General features: G+C 34.7%; 20 protein-coding genes and 1 other RNA gene. 9 read left to right on the top strand and 12 right to left on the bottom strand.

Annotated elements, in window-relative coordinates; genetic code table 11:
• The first annotated feature begins 2 nt into the window (after positions 1–2).
• From dprA to H8B04_RS14120, 6 genes are all read left to right on the top strand, one after another.
• Positions 3–1,100: a DNA-processing protein DprA gene (gene dprA, locus H8B04_RS14145; protein ID WP_190302768.1), complete on the top strand. Its 1,098-nt coding sequence runs from the start codon at positions 3–5 to the stop codon at positions 1,098–1,100.
• A 16-nt stretch (positions 1,101–1,116) separates the two neighbouring features.
• Positions 1,117–2,637: an MFS transporter gene (locus H8B04_RS14140; protein ID WP_190302767.1), complete on the top strand. Its 1,521-nt coding sequence runs from the start codon at positions 1,117–1,119 to the stop codon at positions 2,635–2,637.
• A 1-nt stretch (position 2,638) separates the two neighbouring features.
• Positions 2,639–2,866, top strand: a complete 228-nt coding sequence (locus H8B04_RS14135; RefSeq protein ID WP_190302766.1) for a DUF6814 family protein — start codon at positions 2,639–2,641, stop codon at positions 2,864–2,866.
• Positions 2,867–2,948: 82 nt separating this feature from the next.
• An RNA gene (gene ffs / locus H8B04_RS14130) (signal recognition particle sRNA small type) lies at positions 2,949–3,046 on the top strand.
• A 113-nt stretch (positions 3,047–3,159) separates the two neighbouring features.
• On the top strand, positions 3,160–4,002 hold the full coding sequence (gene accD / locus H8B04_RS14125; RefSeq protein ID WP_165292195.1) for an acetyl-CoA carboxylase, carboxyltransferase subunit beta: 843 nt from the start codon (positions 3,160–3,162) through the stop codon (positions 4,000–4,002).
• Positions 4,003–4,492: 490 nt separating this feature from the next.
• Positions 4,493–4,831 carry a MerR family transcriptional regulator gene (locus H8B04_RS14120; RefSeq protein ID WP_190302765.1) on the top strand — a complete coding sequence of 113 codons (339 nt, stop codon included), beginning with the start codon at positions 4,493–4,495 and terminating at the stop codon, positions 4,829–4,831.
• Here the strand turns inward: H8B04_RS14120 and fbp are convergent.
• The 3 genes from fbp to H8B04_RS14105 are packed head-to-tail and all read right to left on the bottom strand — an operon-like array spanning position 4,828 to position 7,075.
• A complete protein-coding gene (fbp, locus tag H8B04_RS14115) occupies positions 4,828–5,832 on the bottom strand; it encodes a class 1 fructose-bisphosphatase (protein ID WP_190302764.1) in 1,005 nt (334 codons plus the stop codon). The genes H8B04_RS14120 and fbp overlap by 4 nt on opposite strands.
• A gap of 36 nt (positions 5,833–5,868) precedes the next feature.
• The gene (locus tag H8B04_RS14110; RefSeq protein ID WP_190302763.1) at positions 5,869–6,363 is read right to left on the bottom strand and encodes a metallophosphoesterase family protein; all 495 of its coding nucleotides are present in this window, start codon (positions 6,361–6,363) and stop codon (positions 5,869–5,871) included.
• Between the two features lie 4 nt (positions 6,364–6,367).
• The gene (locus tag H8B04_RS14105; RefSeq protein WP_190302762.1) at positions 6,368–7,075 is read right to left on the bottom strand and encodes a tRNA1(Val) (adenine(37)-N6)-methyltransferase; all 708 of its coding nucleotides are present in this window, start codon (positions 7,073–7,075) and stop codon (positions 6,368–6,370) included.
• 73 nt (positions 7,076–7,148) lie between these two features.
• On the opposite strand from H8B04_RS14105, the gene H8B04_RS14100 reads away from it, so the two are divergent.
• On the top strand, positions 7,149–8,267 hold the full coding sequence (locus tag H8B04_RS14100; protein WP_190302761.1) for a hypothetical protein: 1,119 nt from the start codon (positions 7,149–7,151) through the stop codon (positions 8,265–8,267).
• Here H8B04_RS14100 and mutS read toward each other — a convergent pair.
• Both mutS and H8B04_RS14090 read right to left on the bottom strand, forming a co-directional pair.
• Entirely contained in the window at positions 8,264–10,870 is a 2,607-nt protein-coding gene (gene mutS, locus H8B04_RS14095) for a DNA mismatch repair protein MutS (protein WP_223815440.1), read from the bottom strand. The two genes, H8B04_RS14100 and mutS, sit on opposite strands and share 4 nt — an antisense overlap.
• Before the next feature lie 111 nt (positions 10,871–10,981).
• Complete coding sequence (locus H8B04_RS14090; RefSeq protein ID WP_190302760.1) at positions 10,982–11,344, bottom strand: DUF2200 domain-containing protein; 363 nt, start codon at positions 11,342–11,344, stop codon at positions 10,982–10,984.
• A 134-nt stretch (positions 11,345–11,478) separates the two neighbouring features.
• On the opposite strand from H8B04_RS14090, the gene mtgA reads away from it, so the two are divergent.
• Positions 11,479–12,234 (top strand): monofunctional biosynthetic peptidoglycan transglycosylase, encoded by a 756-nt coding sequence (gene mtgA / locus H8B04_RS14085; protein ID WP_190302759.1) that lies wholly within the window; start codon positions 11,479–11,481, stop codon positions 12,232–12,234.
• A gap of 35 nt (positions 12,235–12,269) precedes the next feature.
• Here the strand turns inward: mtgA and H8B04_RS14080 are convergent, their stop codons facing one another.
• From H8B04_RS14080 to H8B04_RS14050, 7 genes are all read right to left on the bottom strand, one after another.
• Complete coding sequence (locus tag H8B04_RS14080; protein WP_190302758.1) at positions 12,270–13,586, bottom strand: DUF4302 domain-containing protein; 1,317 nt, start codon at positions 13,584–13,586, stop codon at positions 12,270–12,272.
• Between the two features lie 2 nt (positions 13,587–13,588).
• Positions 13,589–15,007 (bottom strand): substrate import-associated zinc metallohydrolase lipoprotein, encoded by a 1,419-nt coding sequence (locus H8B04_RS14075; RefSeq protein WP_190302757.1) that lies wholly within the window; start codon positions 15,005–15,007, stop codon positions 13,589–13,591.
• A gap of 9 nt (positions 15,008–15,016) precedes the next feature.
• A complete protein-coding gene (locus tag H8B04_RS14070; RefSeq protein WP_223815441.1) occupies positions 15,017–16,498 on the bottom strand; it encodes a RagB/SusD family nutrient uptake outer membrane protein in 1,482 nt (493 codons plus the stop codon).
• An 11-nt stretch (positions 16,499–16,509) separates the two neighbouring features.
• Positions 16,510–20,127 carry a SusC/RagA family TonB-linked outer membrane protein gene (locus tag H8B04_RS14065; protein WP_190302755.1) on the bottom strand — a complete coding sequence of 1,206 codons (3,618 nt, stop codon included), beginning with the start codon at positions 20,125–20,127 and terminating at the stop codon, positions 16,510–16,512.
• A gap of 396 nt (positions 20,128–20,523) precedes the next feature.
• Complete coding sequence (locus H8B04_RS14060) at positions 20,524–21,684, bottom strand: FecR family protein (protein ID WP_190302754.1); 1,161 nt, start codon at positions 21,682–21,684, stop codon at positions 20,524–20,526.
• A gap of 61 nt (positions 21,685–21,745) precedes the next feature.
• The gene (locus tag H8B04_RS14055) at positions 21,746–22,279 is read right to left on the bottom strand and encodes an RNA polymerase sigma factor (RefSeq protein ID WP_190302753.1); all 534 of its coding nucleotides are present in this window, start codon (positions 22,277–22,279) and stop codon (positions 21,746–21,748) included.
• Between the two features lie 56 nt (positions 22,280–22,335).
• A complete protein-coding gene (locus H8B04_RS14050; protein ID WP_190302752.1) occupies positions 22,336–23,427 on the bottom strand; it encodes a lactonase family protein in 1,092 nt (363 codons plus the stop codon).
• A 174-nt stretch (positions 23,428–23,601) separates the two neighbouring features.
• Here H8B04_RS14050 and H8B04_RS14045 point away from each other — a divergent pair, with 174 nt between their 5' ends.
• The gene (locus H8B04_RS14045) at positions 23,602–24,966 is read left to right on the top strand and encodes a peptidylprolyl isomerase (RefSeq protein WP_190302751.1); all 1,365 of its coding nucleotides are present in this window, start codon (positions 23,602–23,604) and stop codon (positions 24,964–24,966) included.
• Positions 24,967–25,150: the final 184 nt, after the last annotated feature.

Genomic DNA, 25,150 nt, shown 5'->3' with positions numbered 1-25,150 from the left:
TTATGAACATTCTCGAGAAAATTGCATTGACCAAAATCAAAGGTATTGGCCCAAAATTGAGCCGTACGTTATTGGCATACAATGGTTCCGTAGAAGAAATTTTCCGTAGTTCGAAGAAGCAGCTGTTAGCCATTCCCACTATTGGAGAAGTGCTAGCTGAAAATATAGCCTCCAAATCCTATCTCAAAGAAGCCGAAGAAGAGTACAATTTTATTCAAAAACATGGTATTGAAATCGCGTGGATAGAAGATAAAATCTATCCCAAGAGACTCAAAAATTGTGAAGATGCACCTATCCTATTATACTACAAAGGAACTGCATCGCTCAATCCATCACGTGTCATTAGCATAGTGGGTGCACGGAATGCTACAAATTATGGCAAACGTATTTGTGAAGATTTTATTCAACAGCTCAGCGATTTTGATGTTCAAATTATAAGTGGTCTTGCCTATGGCATAGACAGTTTAGCACATCGACAATCGTTGAAAAACAATATTCCTACAATCGGCATATTAGGACATGGATTGGACAGAATCTATCCCGCTACACATCGAGAATTAGCATCTCGCATGCTAGAGAATGGAGGTCTCCTGACGGAGTTTCCTTCTGGCACAAACCCAGATCGACAGAATTTCCCGATGCGTAATCGTATTATAGCTGGACTATCAGATGTTACGATAGTAGTAGAAGCAGCCATTAAAGGCGGAGCTTTAATCACGGCAGAAATTGCAAATACATACAATCGCGATGTTTGTGCTTTTCCGGGCGGAATTGATCAAGATTATTCTGCAGGTTGTAATTATTTGATTAAAACCAATCGTGCACATCTCATTCGCAATGCGGAGGATTTATCTTATCTGATGAATTGGAGCAAAGAAGATAAGAAAGCTCATGCAAAACAATTAAATCTTATCCCGCCTGACATGAGTAAGGATGAGAAAAAAGTTTATGAATACATCAAAGAACATGAAAAAGCGAGTATTGACGACATAGCCTTATTTTGTGACTGGCCACAAAGTAAATTGGCTATTATTTTACTCGAAATGGAGATGAAATCCCTTATCGTCTCCTTACCTGGAAAAACATATAAATTAATCTAACCTTGTATAAACATTTATGACAACAGAAACGCAATCCACTAAAGGTATTTGGAAAGTTATTGGGGCCTCCTCCCTTGGGACGCTCATTGAATGGTACGACTTTTTTATCTTCGGAAGTTTATCGATCGTAATATCGACAAAATTCTTCCCAACTGATAATCCTACAGCAGCCTTCTTGTCCACTTTAGCCACTTTTGCGGCAGGCTTCGTGGTAAGACCTTTTGGAGCATTATTTTTTGGACGATTAGGCGACCTTATTGGACGGAAATACACGTTTATGGTTACCTTGATGTTAATGGGCGGTGCAACATTCCTAATTGGTTGTATTCCCAGCTACGAAACCATAGGATTTTGGGCTCCTTTTTTAGTTTTGATCTTGCGTTTACTGCAAGGGCTAGCTTTAGGGGGAGAATATGGCGGGGCAGCTACGTATGTTGCGGAACACAGTCCTAAAGGACAACGCGGCTATTGGACCTCATGGATACAAACTACGGCTACTTTCGGCCTTTTTATATCCTTAATCGTGATTTTAGTGACGCGCACTTTGATGGATGAAGAGCAATTTGATAGTTGGGGATGGCGTGTACCTTTCTTATTGTCACTTTTCATGGTGTATGTATCCTATCTGATTCGTAAAAATATGGATGAGTCTCCTGAATTTAAGCAAGCGAAATCTGAAGGTAAAACCTCCAAAAACCCTTTAAAAGAAAGTTTTGGTAATAAATATAATCTAAAATTTGTATTACTTGCCTTGTTTGGAGCGGCAATGGGACAAGGCGTGGTTTGGTATACCGGACAGTTCTATTCCATGAGCTTTATGAAAACGGTCATGCATTTGCATACTGATCAAGCAGACATGATCTTAGGAATAGCCTTACTGTGTGGAACACCATTTTTTATCATTTTTGGATGGCTATCCGACAAAGTAGGACGCAAATGGGTAATGCTTACCGGTATGGCTTTAGCTTTACTAACTTATCGTCCTATTTACGAACAGATGTATCAAATCACCAATGTGGCTAACAAAGAAGAAATAGTAGCTCAGAAAGAAGAATTTTTTGAAGAAGTAAAAACCGAAAGTGGAAAGGACGAAATCATTACGCATAAATCACATTATACAGATGGAACTATTCTGACTACTACAACCACCAAACACATTTCTAACAGTATAAAGAATTCCATATCTACAAAACAAAATATTACCATATCAGGCAGTAATTATGTGTTCCTTATATTGCTCATTTTTATCCAGATTATTTATATCACATTAGTATATGGCCCAATCGCAGCCTTCTTGGTTGAAATATTCCCTGTAAAGATTCGCTATACATCCATGTCTTTACCATACCACATCGGAAATGGCGTATTTGGAGGGTTGTTACCTGCTGTTTCCACGTATTTGGCAACAAATGCACAGACCCAAAATGATGCAGAATACTATTTAGCTGGATTGTGGTATCCTATTATTATTTCGGCCGTATGTTTTATCATCGGTTCATTGTATATCAATAAAAGTATTTACGCTAAAAATCAATAGAATGGAATTTTTGAAAAAAATATTAGGCATAGTTTGGATCATATTAGCATTAGCTACTGCATATTTCTGTATTGTACAATTTGGCTTTCCAAAATTACAAACCGGACACCAAGAAGATTTAGTTTTTGGGCTAATTATTGTGTTTATTCTAACACCCATTGTGTCCATAGGGCTAGGTATCTTCGGTTATTTTGCGCTTAAAGGTGAATACGATGAAAGCAAAATGTAATTTTTCCAACTGAACATCAGTACGATAGGAAGATTAGTGTGATTTACTTTTGAAAATCTCAAAATTTTCCTACTTTTGTGGTGGGTAAGTCCTTTACGACCAGCTCCCTTTGACTCCCCCAGGATGGGAACATAGCAAGGGTATTAGGTTGAGCGGTGCGATAAAGGGAGCTTGCCCATTTTTTGTGTCTATACTTTTCTGTTCCAGCCTGAATTCCTTTATCACTTTTAGCCTTTTAGTTTTACTTTTAGCATATCTTTTTGTTTATTTGTAGTTCGAATAAACACTATTGTATGAGTTGGTTTAAAAGAAGTACTGCAGGTATTAGAACTGCAACAGCAAACAAAAAAGAGGCTCCTGATGGGATGTGGGATAAGTGTCCCAATTGTAAAAAACCTCTTTTGAATATTGAACAAATCGAGAACAAATACGTGTGTCAGTATTGTGATTACCACATCCGTATTGGTTCTGCAGCATATTTTTCTATTTTATTTGACGACAATCAGTTTACAGAATTATTTCCTAATCTAACTGCGGGTGATCCTTTAAATTTCGTTGACAGCAAACCTTATCACGAACGTTTGGTTGAAAGCCAAAAGAAAACAGGCCTTAAGGATGCTCTACGTTCTGGTCATGGTAAATTAAACGGGCAAGACATCGTTATCGCGTGTATGGACTTTAACTTTATTGGTGGTTCTATGGGTTCGGTAGTTGGTGAAAAAATTGCGCGTTCTATTGACTACTGTTTAGAACATAAATTACCATTTATGTTGATTTCAAAATCAGGTGGTGCGCGTATGATGGAAGCTGCATTCTCATTGATGCAAATGGCTAAAACTTCAGCAAAATTGGCTTTATTAAGTAAAGCGCAATTGCCTTATATCTGTTTGTTGACTGACCCTACTACAGGTGGTGTGACAGCTTCATACGCAATGTTGGGTGACATTAATATTGCAGAACCTGGTGCTTTAATCGGTTTCGCTGGTCCTCGCGTTATCAAAGAAACAATCAAAAAAGACCTTCCTAAAGGTTTCCAAACTTCGGAATTCGTTTTAGAACACGGTTTCTTAGATTTTATAGTAGATAGAAGACAACTGAAAGACAAAGTTTCTACTTTCTTGAAGTTGGTAAAATAACAACTTACAACAAAGGTCATTTTATTCAGAATGACCTTTGTCTTTTATATATATTTCCAAAAATTCCAAATCCTACGTTTCTTCAGATAATTTTCGTTTTCTTGATTTGCGTATGCTTCCCTTTCAAAACAAATATTGCGATAAGCTTTATCAAAGTTTCGATACTGAATAAATCGGATTAAAAACTCACTCAAATACCAAATATAGAATGGGAAAACAAGCAACTCTAAAGCTTGGAAAAGATGAATACTTTCGTGGTTTAGAAGGATTCTATTCGATTTTAATCCTCTTTGCCGCAAAAATATAAATGGAAAAATAGTAATTGCATCAGCCTTCCCAAAAGAAAAGACTTTAGTCCAAAACTTACTCACGAATATTTTCCCTTTCATCTTGATAAGTATCCTCCTTAATTTACAACAATTATTCCTAACTTTAATATTTGAATCATAGATTGTATATTTGTTATCTTTAAGAAAAACAAGTCACGGGTATGCCTTACAAAGAACGAGAAATAAATAAATTGTACTATACAATGGGAGAAGTCACTGAAATGTTTGGTGTCAATGCTTCTCAGATTCGTTTTTATGAGCGTGAATTTGATATTCTTCAACCAAAGAAGAATAAAAAAGGTAATCGTCTATTCACTCAAGAAGATATTGCTAACTTGAAAATCATCTTCAACCTCGTAAAAGACAAGGGATATACGCTACAGGGTGCTCGTGAGTATTTGAAAGCAAATAAATCAGAAGCAAAAGAGAACCAACGTGTTGTCGATTCTCTTGAGCGTTTGAAAACTTTCTTACTAGAAGTTCGAGATAGCTTAGGTTAATTCAAAAATTCCAGCACTTTATCCACCATCTTTGTGCTACCGATTATGGCAGGAACGCGTTGATGTAATTCTGTAGGTTTTAATTCTAAGATACGTTCGCCCCCTGTTGAAGCCTTTCCTCCTGCTTGCTCGATAATAAAAGAAATAGGATTACATTCGTACATCAATCTTAGTTTTCCGTTTGGCTGCGCAGCTGTTTGCGGATAAATAAATACTCCTCCCATTAACAAATTGCGGTGAATATCAGCTACCATTGAACCAATATAACGGGATGTATACGGTCTATAAGTTTCTTTATCTTCTTCTTGGCAATATTTAATGTAGTTTTTAATTCCTTGTGGAAATTTTATATAGTTTCCTTCATTAATAGAATAGATTTTTCCTGTCTCAGGAATTTTCATATTCGGATGCGAAAGACAAAATTCACCTATTGATGGATCTAAAGTAAAACCATTGACGCCTTTCCCTGTAGTATACACCAACATCGTCGATGATCCGTAGATAATATAACCAGCCGCTACTTGTTCTAAACCAGTTTGTAAGTAATCATCCTCCGTAATATCTTCACCAACTGCACTTTTTCGCCGATAGATAGAAAAAATTGTTCCTACAGAAACATTCACTTCAATATTCGAGCTGCCATCCAAAGGATCTATACAAACGATATATTTAGCATTTTTAGAAATACCAGCGTCAGTTAATACTACACCTTCTTCTTGTTCTTCGGATGCCACAAAACAGCATTCACCACCACTTTTTAATGCGGAGATAAACTGCTCATCAGCGTAAACATCCAATTTCTTTTGATTTTCCCCAAATACATTGATACTATCACCATTTGTACCCAGAATATCCACTAATCCTGCTTTGTTAACCTCCCTATTTACAATTTTGGCTGCGATGCCGATATCACGTAATAAACGGGAAAGTTCGCCTTTGGCGTAAGGAAAGTCAGCTTGTTTTTCAATAATGAACTGACCTAGCGTTTTTATTGATATCATAATTTTGAGTTTCTAAAAGTAAAAATATGAAATTTTTCACCTTACATTCAACTCAATTATTTCCAAATTTTCAATTTTTCCATTATTTAAATCAAAACGCATGAGGGTGCGGACTTTGTGCCATCCATGCTTTCCTGCTGCACCAGGATTTAAATGCAATAGCTGCAATTTTTGGTCATATTGCACTTTCAAAATATGCGAATGGCCGCAGATAAAAAGTTTAGGTGGATTATGCGTAATTTCTGCTTTCACAAGAGAAGAATAACGTCCTGGATATCCACCAATATGTGTCATCCACACATCCACACCTTCACATTCAAAACGCAAATGTTCAGGGCAACGTAGTTGAATGGTCTTATCATCAATATTCCCATACACCCCGCGAAAAGGTTTAAAAGCTTCAAGTCTCTCTACTACCTCCAGCGAACCAAAATCTCCTGCATGCCATACTTCATCACAATTTTCAAAATGTTTGAAAACCGCATCATCCAAGTAACTATGGGTATCTGATAATAAGCCTATTTTTTTCATAATTCTAAAATGCTAAAAAGAACGGTTTTAATACAGTACGATAATCAGCTGAATACACACCTTTCTCTTCATAAATAATGAAATCATCCTTAATTGTACTTTCGACAGAATTCTTTCCTAAGGAAACCAAATTTCTTATCACTTCAGAATCAGCAAAAGAGCGGATAGAAATAGTTTTCCGAAGATGAAGTCCCATCGCGTGCCCATGTTCTATGACATACTCTGCTAATTCACCTGGTAATATCAACTCCAACTGCCCATTATGGGTAAGTTTCTCCTGTGCAAAAACTAAAAGTTTATTAAAAAAATCAAAATCAGTATGTCTTGCTAATTTTTTTCTGGAATCAGGATTGTGCAAAGAATTTGTATAAAAAGGCGGATTGCTGACAATAATATCATATGGAAGGGAAGATTGCATTTCTTCAAAAGACCCAAAATAGCCTTGAATACGAGCTTGAAAAGGAGAGTTTTGAAAATTTTTTAAGGAGGTTTTATATGCTTCTTCATCAATTTCGACCGCATCCACCTGAGCGTCTGGAAATCGTTGTGCCAGCATCATAGCAATTACTCCTGTGCCTGTTCCAATATCCAATATCCGCGTAGGATTATTTGCATCTACTGTTGCGCCTAACAATACCCCATCCGTATTAATTTTCATGGCGCAGCCTTGTTGATTGACTTCAAATTCTTTAAATTGAAAAATTGATCCCATTGCAGCAAAGGTATACATTTTTGCGTTTTAAGAATTTGAATATTATACATACTTTAGTATTAAACTAACCACTATGAAGATTATAAAACCTGTTATAACTTTTCTTTTTTTATTTATCAGCACTTTTTCCCTGTTTGCCCAAAACCAATGCGAAACGGTTACGGCTATTGCAATTGAAAAACTCCTCACTCAGTTACAGCGTAATGATTACGAAGGAATTGCACAGACTTTGAATACTATGGAAGCAAGCTGTGGAGAATCTGAATTCACATTGCGTACGCGATTAATCTATCAGATTATAAACAAGACTAATACCGATCAGCTACGTTCAAAATATTTTAAAAATAAATTTGACAGCAAATTAATTACTCGGTGGGATGATTCGTATGAAAATAGAACTGTTTATCAGCAAAATAAGAAGAAATATGATTACGTTCCGCTTGGCCATTCAACAGATTCTTTATTAAAAATCAAAGCGACTGCTCTTTTGAACTCTCCTACATATAATAACATAAACAAGGAAGAAGAAGCATTATTGCATCTTTTTAAAGATGATATCGATTCCTACTTAAATATTATGCAGCCTGAATCAGCACCTGACAAGAAGATGAAAGAGCGTATAGAAGTGGATCAACACAAGCAAAAGAATACTTTTGGCGTACACATCGGCTCTTTCCAACCTATTGGGGAGAATTACTATTTTGGAAAGTTGGTTACAGGAGGTTTGTCTTATATGACTCCTTTTATCAATGATTTTGTATTGGACATTCATTACAAATTTCGCGCACATTCTAAAGCTCCGGCATTCGACTTTGTCTATAAAGAGGAAATTCGTGAGGTAGAATCAAAATCAAGTCATGTAATCGCCTTAGGTGTAGGGTATAAATTATTGGATAAAAGTCGATTTATCATCTTACCTAAAATCAATTTGGGCTATGGTTTTATTTGGACTGGATTATCCGAAACTGTTTACGGAGAAGACGATGATGGCAATGAAACCGAAACGATGCGATTCAGAAATGTGCAAACCTTGCATTCAAGCTTAGGTATTTCAATTATGCGACACATCGCAAAGAAAACCTACATCGGTATCGAAAGTAATGTACATTTAGTGCCGTATAAATGGGATAGCCGATTGAAATCAGACATCCCATCCAAATACGCATCTTTCGAGTTTTTTGTACGTTTTTAACTTTTTAAAACGCGTTGAATTTCGTCTAATTTCATTAATGCCTCCACTGGAGTCAGCGAGTTGACATCCAAATGGTTCAGCATATCACGGATTTTTTCTAAGACAGGATCATCAATGGCAAACATTTGTAATTGATGCGCTTGTTTTTGGATTTTGCGCATACTGTCTTTGATTTTCTCTCCACCAGTACGCTCTTGCTCTAAACGTTTAAGGATTTCCGAAGCACGACCAATTAATTTTGGAGGCATACCCGCCAATTTAGCGACGTGAATACCAAAACTATGCTCAGAGCCACCTGGCATTAACTTACGTAAGAATATAACTTTATTATTTACTTCTTTCACCGTCACATTATAATTTTTAATGCGCGGCATAGAGTTATTCAGTTCATTTAGTTCGTGATAGTGCGTGGCAAATAACGTCTTCGCTCGTGCTGAAGGATGATTGTGCAAGAATTCGGCAATAGCCCACGCAATAGAAATCCCATCGTATGTACTTGTGCCCCGACCAATTTCATCTAATAAGATCAACGAACGATCCGACAGGTTATTCATAATACTTGCGGTCTCATTCATTTCCACCATAAAGGTTGATTCACCAGATGATAAATTATCAGAAGCTCCTACCCGGGTGAAAATCTTATCCACCAAACCTATATGCGCTTCTTTTGCAGGAATAAAAGATCCTATCTGTGCCATCAACACGATCAAACCAGTCTGACGCAATAGCGCCGATTTACCCGCCATATTAGGACCGGTGATAATAATAATTTGTTGTGTTTCTGGATCGAGATACGTGTCGTTTGTGATATAATCCTCCCCAATCGGAAGATTCTTTTCAATCACAGGATGACGACCTCCTTTGATATCTAAAATTTTGGAATCCGAAATTTCAGGTTTTGAGTAATAATTCTTCTCTGCTATTGTCGCAAAATTGAGCAATACATCCAATTTAGCAATCAATTGTGCATTCAATTGAATAGGCTTGATGTATTCGGCAATAGAAACCAGCAACTCGCCGTAAATTCTATTTTCAATAACCTGAATTTTCTCTTCCGCACCTAAAATTTGTTCTTCGTATTCTTTCAGCTCTTCCGTGATGTAACGCTCTGCATTCACCAAGGTTTGTTTACGAATCCAGCTTTCTGGCACTTTATCTTTGTGTGTATTGGTCACTTCGAGATAATAGCCAAACACATTATTGAAAGCAATTTTTAAAGATGGAATACCCGTTGCTTCTGCTTCACGACGTTGGATTTCAACTAAATAATCTTTTCCTCCAAAAGCAATCTTACGTAATTTGTCCAAATCTTCATCAACGCCATCCGCTATAACATTACCTTTGTTGAGCAAAACAGGTGGTTCTGCTTGAATAGTTTGCTCAATCTTTTCACGAATGATTGTGCAAGCATTTAGCTGCTCCGAAATCATTCGCAAAGCTTCCGACTCTGAGACATTTGTCAGTTCTTTTAGCTTTTCAGTAGCATATAACGAACGTTTTAATTGAATAATTTCACGCGGATTGGCTTTAAGCAAACCTATTTTGGAAATCAATCGTTCTAAATCCCCTACTTGCTTGATTTCACGAATCAATTCATCTCGCAAATCACGATGCTGGTAGAAATAATCCACCACATTCAAACGTTCCTGAATGGATTTACGATCTTTCAGTGGCATCACAATCCAACGCTTCAATAGACGCGCACCCATTGGGGAAGCCGTTTCGTCCAACACATCCGAAAGCGTAGTTGCATTTTCATTAGCAGAGCCAATTAATTCCAGATTGCGAATCGTAAAACGATCCAACCACATAAAGCGATCTTCCTCGATACGTGCAATATTTGAAATATGCTGCAGATTTCGGTGTTCGGTTTCATTCAGATAATGCAAAGCAACACCAGCAGACACAATTCCAACAGTCATTCGGTCAATACCAAAACCTTTCAAAGAATTAACCTCAAAATGCTTTAGTAAAGTTTCATTGGCGTAATCACCCGAATAAGGCCATTCGTCCAAAAAATATGTATAATACGACGCTCCAAACTGTTCTAAAAATTCTTTGGATTGTTTGCGAGGCATTATCACTTCCGTCGGTTTGAACCCTTGAAGTAATTTATCAATATAGTTTACATTACCTTGCGCAACTAAAAATTCACCTGTCGAAATATCTAAGAAAGAAATTCCGACTGTGCTTTTTTCAAAATAGACAGAAGCAAGGTAATTGTTGGATTTTTGCTGTACGATATTGTCATTGTACGAGACTCCTGGTGTAACCAATTCTGTAACGCCACGTTTGACAATAGTTTTCGTTTGTTTTGGATCTTCTAATTGGTCACAGATAGCGACACGACATCCAGCGCGCACCAACTTTGGCAAATAGGTTTCGAGCGAATGATGTGGAAAACCGGCTAAAGCCGTTTCGGATTCCGTCCCATTACCTCTTTTGGTTTGAACAATACCCAAAATTCCAGCAGCTTTAATCGCATCTTCACCAAACGTCTCATAAAAATCACCTACCCGAAATAACAGTAATGCACCTGGATATTTAGCTTTGATGCTATTATATTGCTGCATTAGAGGAGTTTCTTTCTTTGCCTTTGCCAATGGAAAATAAATTTTAGTTGAAGCGTAAAAATAAGATAAAAGCCGTGATTTGACAAGGGCAAAAAAGGCTTAATTTTTGCACAAAATCAATTGATAATCGATTGATTTTTCTTATTTTCTTAAGATTTTTTCCATTTTCTTGCCTTTTGCCAGTTCATCTACCAGCTTGTCTAAGTATCGCGCTTTCTGGGTCAACGGATTCTCGATTTCTTCTATACGGTACCCACAAATCACCCCTGTAATCAAATATGCATTTTCATTTAATTTTGCCGCATCGAAAAATTCCTTGAAAGTAGATTTATTGTTGATATGTTGGTGAATTTCTTCTTCTGAAAAACCTGTTAACCAAGAAATAACCTCATGTAATTCTTCTTTGGTTCGTTCCTTTTTCTCGACTTTAGTCACATAATGTGGATAAACCGACGCAAATATCATTTTCGCGATTTTTTGATCGTGTTTACTTGTATCTTTCATCTGTAGAATTATTATAATTTAACCGTTCTCCATTTCTCACTACTAAGAAATATATTACCATACAAGTTACAAATCCTCGTGCATATTGTCCATTTTTTCGTTAGGTTTGCATCAAAATACCGTATCGAATAGTCATGGCTATCAAAAGAACAAATTCAAATTCATCTTCTCCTCGCAAAAAAACTAATACGCGAAAATCAACCTCCAGAAATTGGATTCAAATTACAAAAAAGTGGACTATTCGTATCGTACTTGGATTTTTTGCTGTCACCATATTTTGGGTTTTAGCCTTACGCTTTATTAATCCTCCTGTTACTTTTTTAATGATAAAACGAGGTTTCGAATGGAAAGCAGCGGGCAAAGGTTTCAAGATTGAAAAGGAATGGTTGAATTATGAGGAGTTATCAACGAATCTTAAAAAAGCTGCTATTGCAGGTGAAGACGCACATTTCATGACGCATAATGGATTTGATACAAAAGCCATTATGGAAGCTTTTGAGAAAAATAAGGATGGTAAACCTCTTCGCGGGGGATCTACAATTTCTCAACAAACAGCAAAAAATGTATTCTTATGGCCACAACGTTCTTGGGTACGTAAAGGGTTAGAAACGTATTTTACTTTTTTGATTGAATTATTCTGGCCCAAAAAGAGAATTTTGGAAGTATATCTCAATGTTATTGAAATGGGTCAGGGCGTATATGGAGCTGAAGCTGCTGCGCAATACTATTTTGATAAATCGGGTAAAAGTTTAACCAAAAAAGAAGCCGCATTGATCATCGCGATACTTCCCAATCCCCGTAAATGGGATGCTCGCAGACCTTCGCGCTATGTCAACACTCGAGCTAACAGCATCGTCCGATATTTAAATCATTATACCGTACCAGAATAGAAATAAAAGGGAGCTAAATAGCTCCCTTTTATTTCTTAATTTTTTTCTAATTTTCCATAGAAAAATGAGCTAGGATTATTTACTTTATACAATCCACCTATATTTACAACATCTGGATTTGTACTTACTGCATAATCAATTTTGAACTCTCCTGCACTAAAATAATTTTTAATATCAGTAGTTACCCAACCGTTATTATAATTGCCATTTGTAGATATAGGCGCTGACAGCTTCAATATTCCTTCAACAAGTGTATAATTATAATCAGATTGTGCTAAATAAACAGTTCCTCCAATATTAAACCTTACTAATAATGAAGCTGTGGTGGAGTTATTTAATTTGAAAATACAGGATACCATTGTTGCATTATTATTAGCATAAAGATTTAATTGTCCTTGCCATAAAGTATTAAATTGCGATGTAATTCCTACGGGCATATTTGGACCATTGATTACAATAGCATTAAAAGCGGCGTTTGATCCAAATAAGGAAGTTATAGGAAGAATCGGCGTTGGATTATTTTTTATTATAAAGGAACTTGAAGTTGATTTTGCTTCGGCATTATTATTATTTATAACAATTTTGCTAATAATATTTCCTTTAACATTAATTGGTTTGAATATATCAATCCCTTCTAAGCTATATGCAAATGATGATATAACTGATTCAACTTTGTCATTCTCCATCCAATTCAAAATGATCTGCCTACCAATTCTATCAATCGAAACTGCATATTTTATGTCACTATTATCGATTTGAAAGTAACTATTAAGATTATTAGCAAAAAAAGCAGTTACTTGGTCAATTTTTGACTTTAATTCCTTATTATCTAAAGCCTGTTTATCGCTCGTGGAAATTTTTGTTAACAAAAAATCATGTTGATATTTTTTTCCCTTCAAAAACACACTATCTTCTGATGATCTTATATACTCAAATTCTATATCACTTCTATATCCATGTGGCGCCGTACCTCCGTAGGAGGATGATGGCTCTTGTAGATAGGTTAAATAGGAAAAAGTATCGAAAACTAAGGAGGCATTCATAGCCCAAATTATTCTATATGTAGCAATCTGCCACTCTGTAGAACTTGTCTCATTTAAATCACCTTGTATAGAATAATTATTTACATCTTCAAAATTAATATAAAAATTATATGCACCCTTAGTAGTAGTAGTACCAGTATTAAGTGTTGCTTTCCAGCCACTTGGTGACTCCAGCAATTTTGATCTCAACTCGTTTAATTTTTCATTAATCCTTTCCTCTGGTAAAGCATCGAATAAATTCTCTGCCTCATGCTTGTGGCACCCCGTAAATAAAAGAAATGAGGTTATAAATAAAATAATATTTTTCATGATTATTTCAATACTATAGGTCCATAAATATAATTAGTTGGGGTTCCCTTCACATAAAAACCTCCAAAAGTACGATATAACGGACTTGTGGATGGTATTGATGTTGGTAACCATGATGCTACAAAGGTTCTTGCGGATAAATATGGTAAGATATATTTCTCAAATCCAGGATTAGTATATTGTGCATTCGTTCCACTATTATGTGCTCCAGATGCATTCACAGATTTTATAAAATTTATATCACCATTTAATGGATTTATATTCATTTTGAAGAAATAATCACATGAATAAATAGTTCCTCCTGCAGCAGTTCGAAATGCTACACGCAATGTCATTTCTTCTTGATTTGTAAATCTAAATTCAATATGATCGATTAAACCGTTTGCTGTTACAGAGCCTACTGCACGTAATTCAATTTGAGCATTTTGTAGCAGAGTCTTAATAATTGAAGGGTCTCCATGAGTAGTCAAATATTCCGCTCCAACAGTGTATCTTATTGTACTAACTTTATTTTGAAGAAGAGAAAAATGTAATTCTTTGGTTTTATCTTCAGGAAAACTCACTAGATAATCATTTGTTAGAACTCTTTTCATTTCATCTTGCAATTCGACAAAATCAATCCCAAAATAAGATTTAAAATATTCCTTCACAACGGATTCCTTTAACCTAATTCGGTCTCTATACTTTGCATCAGGAATTTCTGCTACATAGTTATCAAACCAAGTCTGTCCCTCAATCAATAAATGAGCTACCATTTCTGCAAAATCTTCCCCAAAAGAACTTCTAGAATATCGAGACACAAACCCTAATCTTTTTGCTTCTGCATCAGTATTTTCTGCAGCTAACCAATTGTCAACATGATCTGCTGTTATGGTTCTAAAAGATGGAGGAATTGCAACCATTTGATTCAAAATATGTGTAAACTCATGATGTATTGTGCGCAATCTTCTTTGGATATCAGTACCATTAGCTTCACTAATATTATTTACATCATAAAGTACAACCCTTCTACCACCATCCGCAGTACCTAAAGTTACACTACCATTGTCATTATACGCATGCGAACCAAATAAAACAAATTGTTTCGGAGTATATTCTTTAATCATTCTTTCACCACCTAACTTTTCATAGGGTTTGATAAACCCTTTAAGAATCATATCTACCGCAGGTTGTACCTTTTCTATTTTTGGAGGTGAAATATTCTTAGAAATATCTGTGTGGCTTCTATCGAATCGGTATACTACTTCTACATTGTAAGGCTTGGTCAATGTATTATATATATAGTTATCAATAGGAAGTTTTTCAAAATTATCATAATTATATTTAGATAAATCCACATCTAAATTATCATCACTCTTACTGCATGAACTATTCATTACAATGGTGAGAATTAGTGCTATATTTATTAATCTTAAAATCATAACATTAAATTATCTTGGATTTTGACTTACTCCAGCAAGGCTAGCCTCACTAGGAATTTGGAACACTCTTCTAAGGTCGTTCGGCTCTAAAACATGTTCAGTTTCCTCTGAATCCTCATCAAGTACAACATGTGTTACAGGAAGTTTGTGGCGTACAATATCCATCCACCTAATTCCTTCTGTAACAAATGCAGCCTGTTTCATTTTCAATATAATATAAATTAAAGCTTCTTTTGGATCAGATTTTCCAGATGCATCCTTAGCCTTATCAATATTTAATAAATGACTATTGACATTATAGTTGTTTACTCTATGACTCAAAAGAAAATTTATATCTGCAAGAGATTTAGCAAAATCACCGGTATGTGCATATGCTTCTGCTCTATTAAATAATGCCTCATCTGAGGTCAATAAAGGCTGCATAATGTATGGATATCCAATTCCTGCTTGTATATTAGTGTAATAAAAAAACTCATTCCACATATAGGAAGTGTAATGCTGACCACTGCTATAGCTTAGCCCCTTGGTGTATAAAGTAGTTCCTGAAAATAATGGCGTTGCAAAAAATTCATTATACTTCTTCTGTCCATATCCAAACCTTTGATACACTGAACTACTTGTTCTTTGATACACGCTGTAAGTTTCACGAATGAGAAGGTTAAAATCCTTATCCATTTTCGTCATTTCTATCAAATATTCAGCAGAAGTCATTAGTCTCAAAGTAGAATTTACCTCTCTGACTTTACCAGTAAAGTCACCTCCTGGAAATACATTATTAGCAGCTTGAATCGCTTTTTCATATTCACCAGTAAATAAATAAAATCGCGCAGCGAATGCATTAGCGGAAGAACTAGTAAAATGATATTTAGGAACCTTCCAAACTCCACCTCTCAGTAAAGGAATACCTTCTTCTAAGTCTTTTCGAATCTTATCATATGTTTCTTGAACCGTGCCTCGAGAATATTGAGCTAAAGCTACGGTTTCAGGTTTGTCCACATAAGGAATACCTGGAGAAGAATTATCACCTCCGATATTATAGGGCTGTGCAAAGAAAATACTCAACATAAAATGACCATAGGCTCTAGCTACAAGGGCTTCACCTTTATATGGTAATACATCATCATTAAAGACGCCATTTTCAATTGCCTCTAGAGCATGATTTGCAGCTGCAATCCCTGCATAAACTGTATTCCAATATTGTGTTGGAGTATTATTTCCTGAACCCTCTACATCTTCCCACATATAGTATTCAGAATATGGCGAATCATTTTGTCCTACTCCAACTCCTTTATCAGAAACATTATCAGAAGAATGCTCTGCCATTGCTAGATAATTGTATGATGGATAAGCACTCCCAACGAGTTGAGCAACTTTCTCAACTGAATTTATTTCAGTTCTCATATCAGGAGTTTTGTCCAAGTACTTTTCACATGCACTAAATGACAAAACTACGGCTGATAATATATAATATTTAGCTATTTTAAAATTCATCATTCTAATCTTTAAAATCCAACCTTAAGTGAAAATGTGTATTGTCTAGGAATTGGCATTGCTACACCTCCGTTATTAAAAAACTCAGGATCTGCTCCATTTAACTTTTTGTCCGAATATAATAATGCAATATTGTTACCCACTAATGCTATTTGAGCAGAAGACATCTTCAATTTGTTCGTAATTGATTTAGGAAGACTATAAGATAACTGGATTTGTTTAAATCGTATGAAATCTCCCTTTGCGACTCTTTGATCAGAATAATTATATGCATTATAGGGATAGACAGATGATACAGTAGTGCCATTGGCCCTTAATACACGGTTTCCAGATGTAGGGTCCAAAAGAGAAGGAATATTTGTTACTAATTCGTCCCCAGGCATCAACCATCTATTTACCATATCCTTTGACATAGATTGCAAATCTGAATAGTTAGCTAAATATGTAGGCTGTAATCTGATGTAATTACCTGATGAAAAAGTAAGTAAGGCAGTAAGTCCAAAGTTCTTGTATTTAAAATTGTTGTAAAATCCTCCTGTAAAAGTAGGGTCCACGGGACCATGATATTTTAAATAATCTATATCCTCACTTTGAAGATATATATAGGTATCTTTTTCACCTTCTGTGCCTATATACGTTGGATATCCATAATTAGGGTCTAATCCATCAAATTGAATGGAAAACAAACCTCGCTGCGCATACCCTTCCACTGCTGCACCTTCAGCTCTAACAAGCGTCCATATATTTTGATTAACTTCTAAGTTTGTTACTTTATTCTTATTAATACCAAAATTAAATTGAGTACGCCATGAGAAACCATCATCCTTCCTTATTGGATTTCCCGCAACAGTAAACTCAAAGCCATTAGCCTCCATATCGGCATAGTTTGCTTGCTTAATAAATTGTCCACCGATACCCGAAGTTCTAATACTACCAATTAAATCGAAGATATTTCTCTTATAATAATCCGCTGTTATATCAATCTTATTGAATAATTGAATATCTGCACCTATATTAAGTTCATAAGCCTTTTCCCAGGTTAATTCAGAGTTACCTAAGCTATTCAAACTCGTTATAGTTTCTTTTTCATCTTCATAAGGTCTATAAGTGATTCTGTTATAATATAAAGGCGTTGCATTCCTTGCACTCCCTAAATTGGCTACTAAACCGTATGTTCCTCTTATACTAACTGCGGATAATATATTGTTTTCTGAATTGAAGAACTCCTCTTGGTCAATATTCCATTTTCCAGAGATATTCCAAGTAGGCAACCATCTTGCAACAGATGAATTTCCAAGTCTATTAGATCCATCGATACGCGTTGTAAAGTTTATGCTATATCTATCTTTAAAAGCGTAAGCACCTCTAAATGCCACAGCGGCAAATCTATCCCAATCGTAACCCATACCAAAATAAGGATCACCTCCCTCAATCATCTTCTTAAAAAAGCGATAATTTGGATTCACCAATCCACCATTATCGTACTGATAACCAATACCCTCATAGTCGGAATTTTGACGATCTGTTTGTCTCAACTCAAAGGATCCAAATAAATTTAACCTATGATTTTCTTTAAAAGTATCATCATATTCCAAGTTTCCTCGGAAATAATAATTCTTTAAGTTATTTAATGTGGTATTGTAAAATCCACCCTCTGGTAAAACAATCTGAGGTAATCCATTAGGAATATCTGGATCATTGTATAAGAGAATATTGCCATCAGCAATAGTAGCATCCCCAGCAGCTTTATATGCTTTAACCATATTAGAACCCTCCAATATATAATGCTGTCTTTCTGTATTTGCATAACGATATGCGGCGTCTACAGATGCTATTATCTTATCAAGAATTTTATATTTAATGCCACCTTGAACTTTTAAATCCATATTCAATAATTTCAAATAGTTGGTATTAAGCTCATTAATGATATTGAATGGAGCATAACTTCTAGTAAAATACTCTAAGTCTCCATTCTCATCGTAAGGCGTAATTAACCTTGAAGTATTAAGTGAATATGAATAAGGATTTATATCAAAATCTCTTGAATATTGTCCATATACAGGATCAGATTGCCGAGTTAATGTACCGGGTGCTCTTTGATCACGAATTGAGCCATTAACTAATATTTCAGCCGAAAGTTTGTCACTCAATTGGAAAGAATTTCTCAAGTTTGCAGTATAACGCTTTACATTATCACCAAGTGTCTGCCCATTATCATGAATAAAAGAAGTAGAGAGGTAAGTTTGTGATTTTGAGCTTCCTGAAGTTAAACTTAGAGAATGATCTTGAAGTAAGGAATTTTTAAATAAAACATCGAACCAATCAGTATTTGCTTGTGCATATCTCTTCAAAAAATTCAATTTTGCTTCTGTCGTATTTTCAAGACTAAATGTATTATCATCATTTAGTTCATACATTTTATTATACATCTTAAAAAATATTCCACCTGTTGATCCTCGTGATACTGAACTATGATTAAAATAACCTTTATTATCTTGCTCAATTAACACAGACATCTGCTCAGCAGAATTCATGATGTCAAATTGATTATAGTTTGGTTTTAAATATGTTGTATAATTACTTGAATAATTAACATGAGTCTTACCTTCTGTATTTCTACCCTTCTTAGTTGTTACAACAATAACACCGTTCATTGCTCTAGCACCATACATTGCTGTTGCTGCCGCATCCTTAAGAATTGTAAAAGACTCTATATCATCAGGATTTAAACCTGCTACTGAAGAACCGATTAAGGTATTTGCATCTCCCGTAGATAATGCTTCGTTTGAAATATTAACTAAATCTTCTAAAATAATACCGTCAACAACCCATAATGGCTTATTCTCACCAGACAATGATGTAGCTCCACGCACTCGAATTTTAGGTGCTGCGCCAAATGTTCCTGAAACATTTTGAACAGAAACACCCGCAACTTGTCCTTCTAGCATTCTAGAAATATCTGGTACACCATTACGTTCAGCATCTTTTGCATTTACTCTAGTTGATGCTCCTGTGAATAGTTTTCGATCTAGATTTTGGTATCCTGTGGCTACTACCTGAACTTCTTCAATATTCGACTCATCCGCGGATAATACGATTCTAGTATTAGTTAAATTAGAAATAGTAACTCTCGATGTTTTATAACCTATATATCTAGCTTCAAGAACATTGCCAACATTGGCCTGAATAGAAAACTTTCCATCTTTATCAGTCATTGTTGCTACTGTAGATCCTACTAACACTATAGAAACATTACTCAGAGCTTTGCCTTCACCATCCACCACAACTCCTATTACTCGTGTTTGAATTGTATTATTTTCTGGCATTGGCGTTGGAGCCTTTGAGCTAACTAAGACAGTATTGGATAATATTTTGTATTCAAATTTCTGTTTTGATAAGATTTTAGATAGTACATTTTCTAATGGCTCATTTTTTACCTGAAGAGTTATATTTGGAACTTTTACTAAAATTTCATCATTATAGAGAAATTTAATTTGACTTTGTGATGAAATACTTCTAAAGACATCTTCCAATTTTGCATTTTGCAAATTTAGTGTAATTGTCTGTGCAGTTATTTTTGCAGATACAAATTGCAAACTAGCCAATAGAATGAAAATAAGAACTTTCATATAGAATATAGCATTTTTAAGAGGTGGAGTGGCCTCCCGCAATCTCTTTAAGAAATTGTTAATCATACATTTGTTAAGGTTTAACATTAAAAATTTAGTTAGTAAATTATTTTGACAAGAATGTTGGCGCATTCTATAAAGTCACTTTACGTAGACACTCTATACATATAAAGACATTTTTAGGTGAAAAATCGAGTTAATTAATCCTATAATTTGGCAAATCTTATTAACCTTATTGTAAAACAGCTGGTAATTTTTCCTAATAAGAAACTTGAAATATGTAAAAATCAACATGTTATTATATTATATATGAACACTTTTAGTTATTTTTACCTCTGGTTTTACATAAAAACTATTTAGTAAATTCATTTTGACAGGAATGTTGGCGCATTCCTGTTATTTATTAATATTCAAATTATCTCCATCTATTCTTACCTCCAATCCAGAGATAAATTCTAGCATTTTTCGCACCTCGGTAAGTGGTACATCCCTGCGCAATTCACCTGAATAAGTACTAGTATACTCCGCGACCCCACTACTGATGTGTACTTTGACACCATACCAATCTTCAATTTGTTTAGCAATACGCTGTATTGATAAATTATTGAAATAGAATATATTATTTTTCCAAGCTAAATCTGCATATACATTTGCTTTAAACACTTTAAATTTATTATCCAATAAGAGTGCTGCTGAATTAGGTGTAAGTATTTCTTCATCATGCCCATTGCTTAATTTTACACTTCCTTCTACTAAAGTGGTTTTAAAATTATTCTTAGATGTATTTACATTAAACTTAGTTCCTAAAACTTCGATAGTGCCTTTATCACATTGGACAAAAAATTTGCTATTTTGATATTTAGCTACTTCAAAATAAGCTTCTCCTGATAAAATAGTAATTCGACGTTCGTTTTTAAAGCTTGCTGTTGGGATTTTCAATCTTGAGTTAGCATTTACCCAAACTTTTGTTCCATCAAACATGGTAAATTGTATAACCTTTGCTTTTGGAACTATTAATTCGTAATAAGAACTCTCGTTATTAAGCTCCTCATCTGATATTTTGGAATCGTTCACTACAACTGAGCCATCCATTTCTATATTGAATGAATCTTCTAGCGTAACTTTTTGACCGTTTGATTTAACAAGTATAGCGCCTGAGGTGGCAGGTAAAATTTCACCTGATGAATCTTTTAATACTTTTCCTTCTGAGAGCTGGACTAGAGTTTCCTCCTTTAAAGTACTTGTATATTTTAGGTACAAAAATGAAATACTAAATAAGACCAGAATAATGGACGCTACATAAAACCAGTGGTGAGGATAAAATCTAATTACCTTCTTTTCTTTTTGATTTATTTTTGCTGCTAACTTAGTCCAAGCTTCTTCTATATCAAATAAGTTGTAATTAATAATATCTTGCTCAAATGATTTAGAATTCATTAAACTATCTAATAAGTCCTGATTCTTTTTATTTTGAGCTAACCATATATCTAATTGCTCTTTTTCGGCAAGAGAACAATCACCTTTAATATATTTTACAATAACATCCTTAATAGACATAAATTAGGTTTTATATCTGTAAGAAACCTAATTTCTAAAAAAGGGTGACAAGAAAATTGAATTATTTTAAAATAAAATATAAAACCAAAAAAAACTCAGGACTTAATTTTGATTGTATGTACTTTAATCCGCGTTGTTTTTGGGTTTTTATGGTATTAATACTTAATTGGAGTTGAGTTGCAATTTCTTTAGTAGATAATCCTTCAAGGTAGTATAATTTAAAAATATTTTGGCAAGAATCTGGAAGTTTTGCTATAATTCTATTGATTTCACCGACTGTTTCCGCTTTAATCAAAGCATTATCAAAATCTAAATCGACAAAATCAATGAAAGGTTTCAAATCATGATATTTTCGCTCCACTTTTGTGTGCCGACCCCAATTAAGAACACTATTTTTTATTGTGGTGTATAAATAGGCTTTTAAAACCTTAGCCTCCTTATCTAATATTTCTTGATTATTATATAAGGCAACAAAAGCATCTTGAACAAAATCTTCGGCTAAGATTTTATCATTTACCAAGGTGTATGTAAAGAAACATAAGTTTTGATAATGTGCTTCAAATAAATCTTTAAATTTTAAAGATATTAGAGACATGACTTTAGGTAAAAATTAACTAATTATATCAAATATAAATAAACAAATCAATTTATTCAGAAAATTACACAAACTGGTTTAGGAATTTGTAGAACTAAGCCGACATCTTTTGTATTATCCATCTTTTTAGAAAAGATGGTGATGTTATTAGTGTTTTGATTTGTAACAAAGATGAATTTTTCACTTGGGGATAAATTAATATTTCTAGGAGAATCACCAAAGACACTAGAAAATCTCTTCACCTTAAGCTTTCCATCTTGATTAATTTTATATTGGTAAATAAAATTAGCTGTTCCCCTATTCGTCGCGAATATATGCTTTCCATCTTTACTTAATTTAATATCTCCGCCGCCATGTTCGCCTTTGAAATCTGCTGGATACATTGGGACTATTTGCTTGGAAACCCAATCATTATTATCCTGTTGAAAAACCTGAACTTCTCCAGTCATTTCCAATATGCTATACAGTGTTTTTTCATCTTGAGAGAAAACTAAATGTCTTGGACCTCCTCCTAATTTAGTTTTGATCTCCTGAACTATATGAAATCCATATTTATCATTTTGTCGCTCAATTTCAAAAACATAGATTAAGTCTGCACCTAAATCGGATACATACACTTGAGAACCCTCTTTATTGAAAAATGCGGAATGAATATGGGATTCTTGTTGTCTTTCTTTATTAATACTTGAACCATTGAACTTCAAAATATCATCCAAAGCATGTATGCTTCCATCTTGATTCAAAGAATACAATGCCAAAGAACCACTTGAATAATTGGAAACAACAGCTACTGGATCTTTGGGGCTCAAAGAAATGTGACACGGATGCTCTCCATCCGTGGAGACATGGCTTAATATCTTATCTGAATCCAAATCGTAAACTGTAAGCATTCCTTTAGAATTCTCATTTACGGTATACAAAATCGAACCTTTACGCGCGAGGAAAGATGGATTATCCATAGCAATAGTCTTGGCTAGTGTAGCTTCACCTGATCTTTCATCAAAATCATAAACATAAACGCCTTTACTATCACTACCGCTAGTGTATGTACCCACATACAATTTTTTGTGTTGTGCATATACTGTATTCATATGCAATACAACAGTTGATATACTCAAAAGGATGAAGGATAAAAAAAGACGTTTCATAGACTCGTTAAAATTCGTTAAATAGATTATTTGCTTGATTACAAAACAGTATATTCGCAAATAAAGCTCCTGAATAGTTATTGCTGGCAGTAAGTTAGCATTATTCAATTGAAAAATAGTGCTTTTATAAATTATTCTAATATTTTTGTACCATAAATTTTGACTTACAATTTAATGAAAAAACTTTTAGGAATACTTATTATTCTAACGGTATCCATAAATACTTTATCGGCACAAGAAAAATTAGTAGATCGTATAATTGCCACTGTAGGGAATGCGCAGATATTGCAATCTGATCTTGAACTTGAATACACGCAATTTTTGGCACAAGGAAATAAGCCTGACGATAAAATCAAATGCTATATCCTACAACAATTGTTGACCCAAAAATTATTAGCTCAACAGGCCGTTATTGACTCTGTAGAAGTCTCTGAAAGTGAAGTGGACGATCAATTGAATTTTCGTATTCGTAATATGGTGCAGCGAGCTGGCGGTAAAGAGCGATTGGAGGAATTCCTAAACCGTTCCATCCTACAGCACAAAGAAGAGATGCGTCCTGCCGTAGCAGAACAATTGAAAGGTAATAAAATGCAAGGTCAAATTGTCTCTAAAATCGATGTTACTCCTGAAGAAGTAAAACGATATTTCAACAGTTTGGATGCAGATAGTCTTCCTTATTTCAATACAGAAATCGAATATGCACAGTTAGTTATTGATCCTGTATTGACGAAAGAAGAAAAAGATCAATTTCGTAAAAAAGCTGAAGGCTACCGCCAACAGGTACTTAACGGCTCTGATTTTGGTACTATAGCACGTTTATATTCTGAAGATGGTTCTGCTCCTTATGGAGGTGAATTAGGCTTCAATACCCGCGAAAATTGGGTAAAAGAATTCTCTGCAAATGCTTTTAGATTGAAAAAAGGTGAAATATCTCCAGTTTTCGAAACACAATTTGGTTTCCACTTTTTACAAGTATTAGAACGCCGTGGTGAAGAGGTAAACGTTAGACACGTATTGGTGAAAAAACAAGCTACTTTCGAATCATTGAACCGTGCAAAGGCTAAGATTGATAGCGTTGCTGATTTGATTAGAAATAACAAATTGACTTTCAACCAGGCTGCATCTATTTATTCGGATGACCAAAACACGAAATACGCTGGTGGTGTCGTATCAAATATGGAAGACCGTTCTACATTAATTCCGATGGATCAGTTGGACGATGTTGAAGTTTTCAATGCTATCGACCCATTGAAAGTTGGTGAAATATCAAAACCAATTGTTTATACTGACAAGCGTTTAGGCGAAAAATCATACCGCATCTATTATTTACGTTCAAGAATACCTCCGCACAAAGCAAATATGGAGCAGGATTTTGCGAAGATAAAAGAAGCAGCAAGACAAGATAAAATCAATCGTACGTTGAGCGAATGGTTTGAGTCAAGAAGAGAAACAACTTACATCGATATTAATCCAGAATTCTTATCGTGCGAAGAATTAAAAATATGGACAAAACCTACTAAGGAATTAGCTGGTAAATAAGAACAAAAAAATAAGGCTTGAAAATTTGAGGGCACTGAAAAAGTCCCCTTTTATATTGGGCCAAAAAAAAGGAGTGGAAAGTGCATTTTCTACTCCTTTTTTTGTATCTTAAATTAAGCTTTAACGGATATCAGGATGCTTTCTACCCAACAAAAAATACAGTTCAGTTCTTATTCAGGATTGT

Origin of the sequence: Sphingobacterium litopenaei (assembly GCF_014692495.1) — a bacterium.
GTDB classification, from domain to species: Bacteria; Bacteroidota; Bacteroidia; order Sphingobacteriales; family Sphingobacteriaceae; genus Sphingobacterium; species Sphingobacterium litopenaei.
The sequence above is the reverse complement of the archived record's forward strand: the minus strand, read 5'-3'. Positions and strand labels throughout refer to the sequence as shown.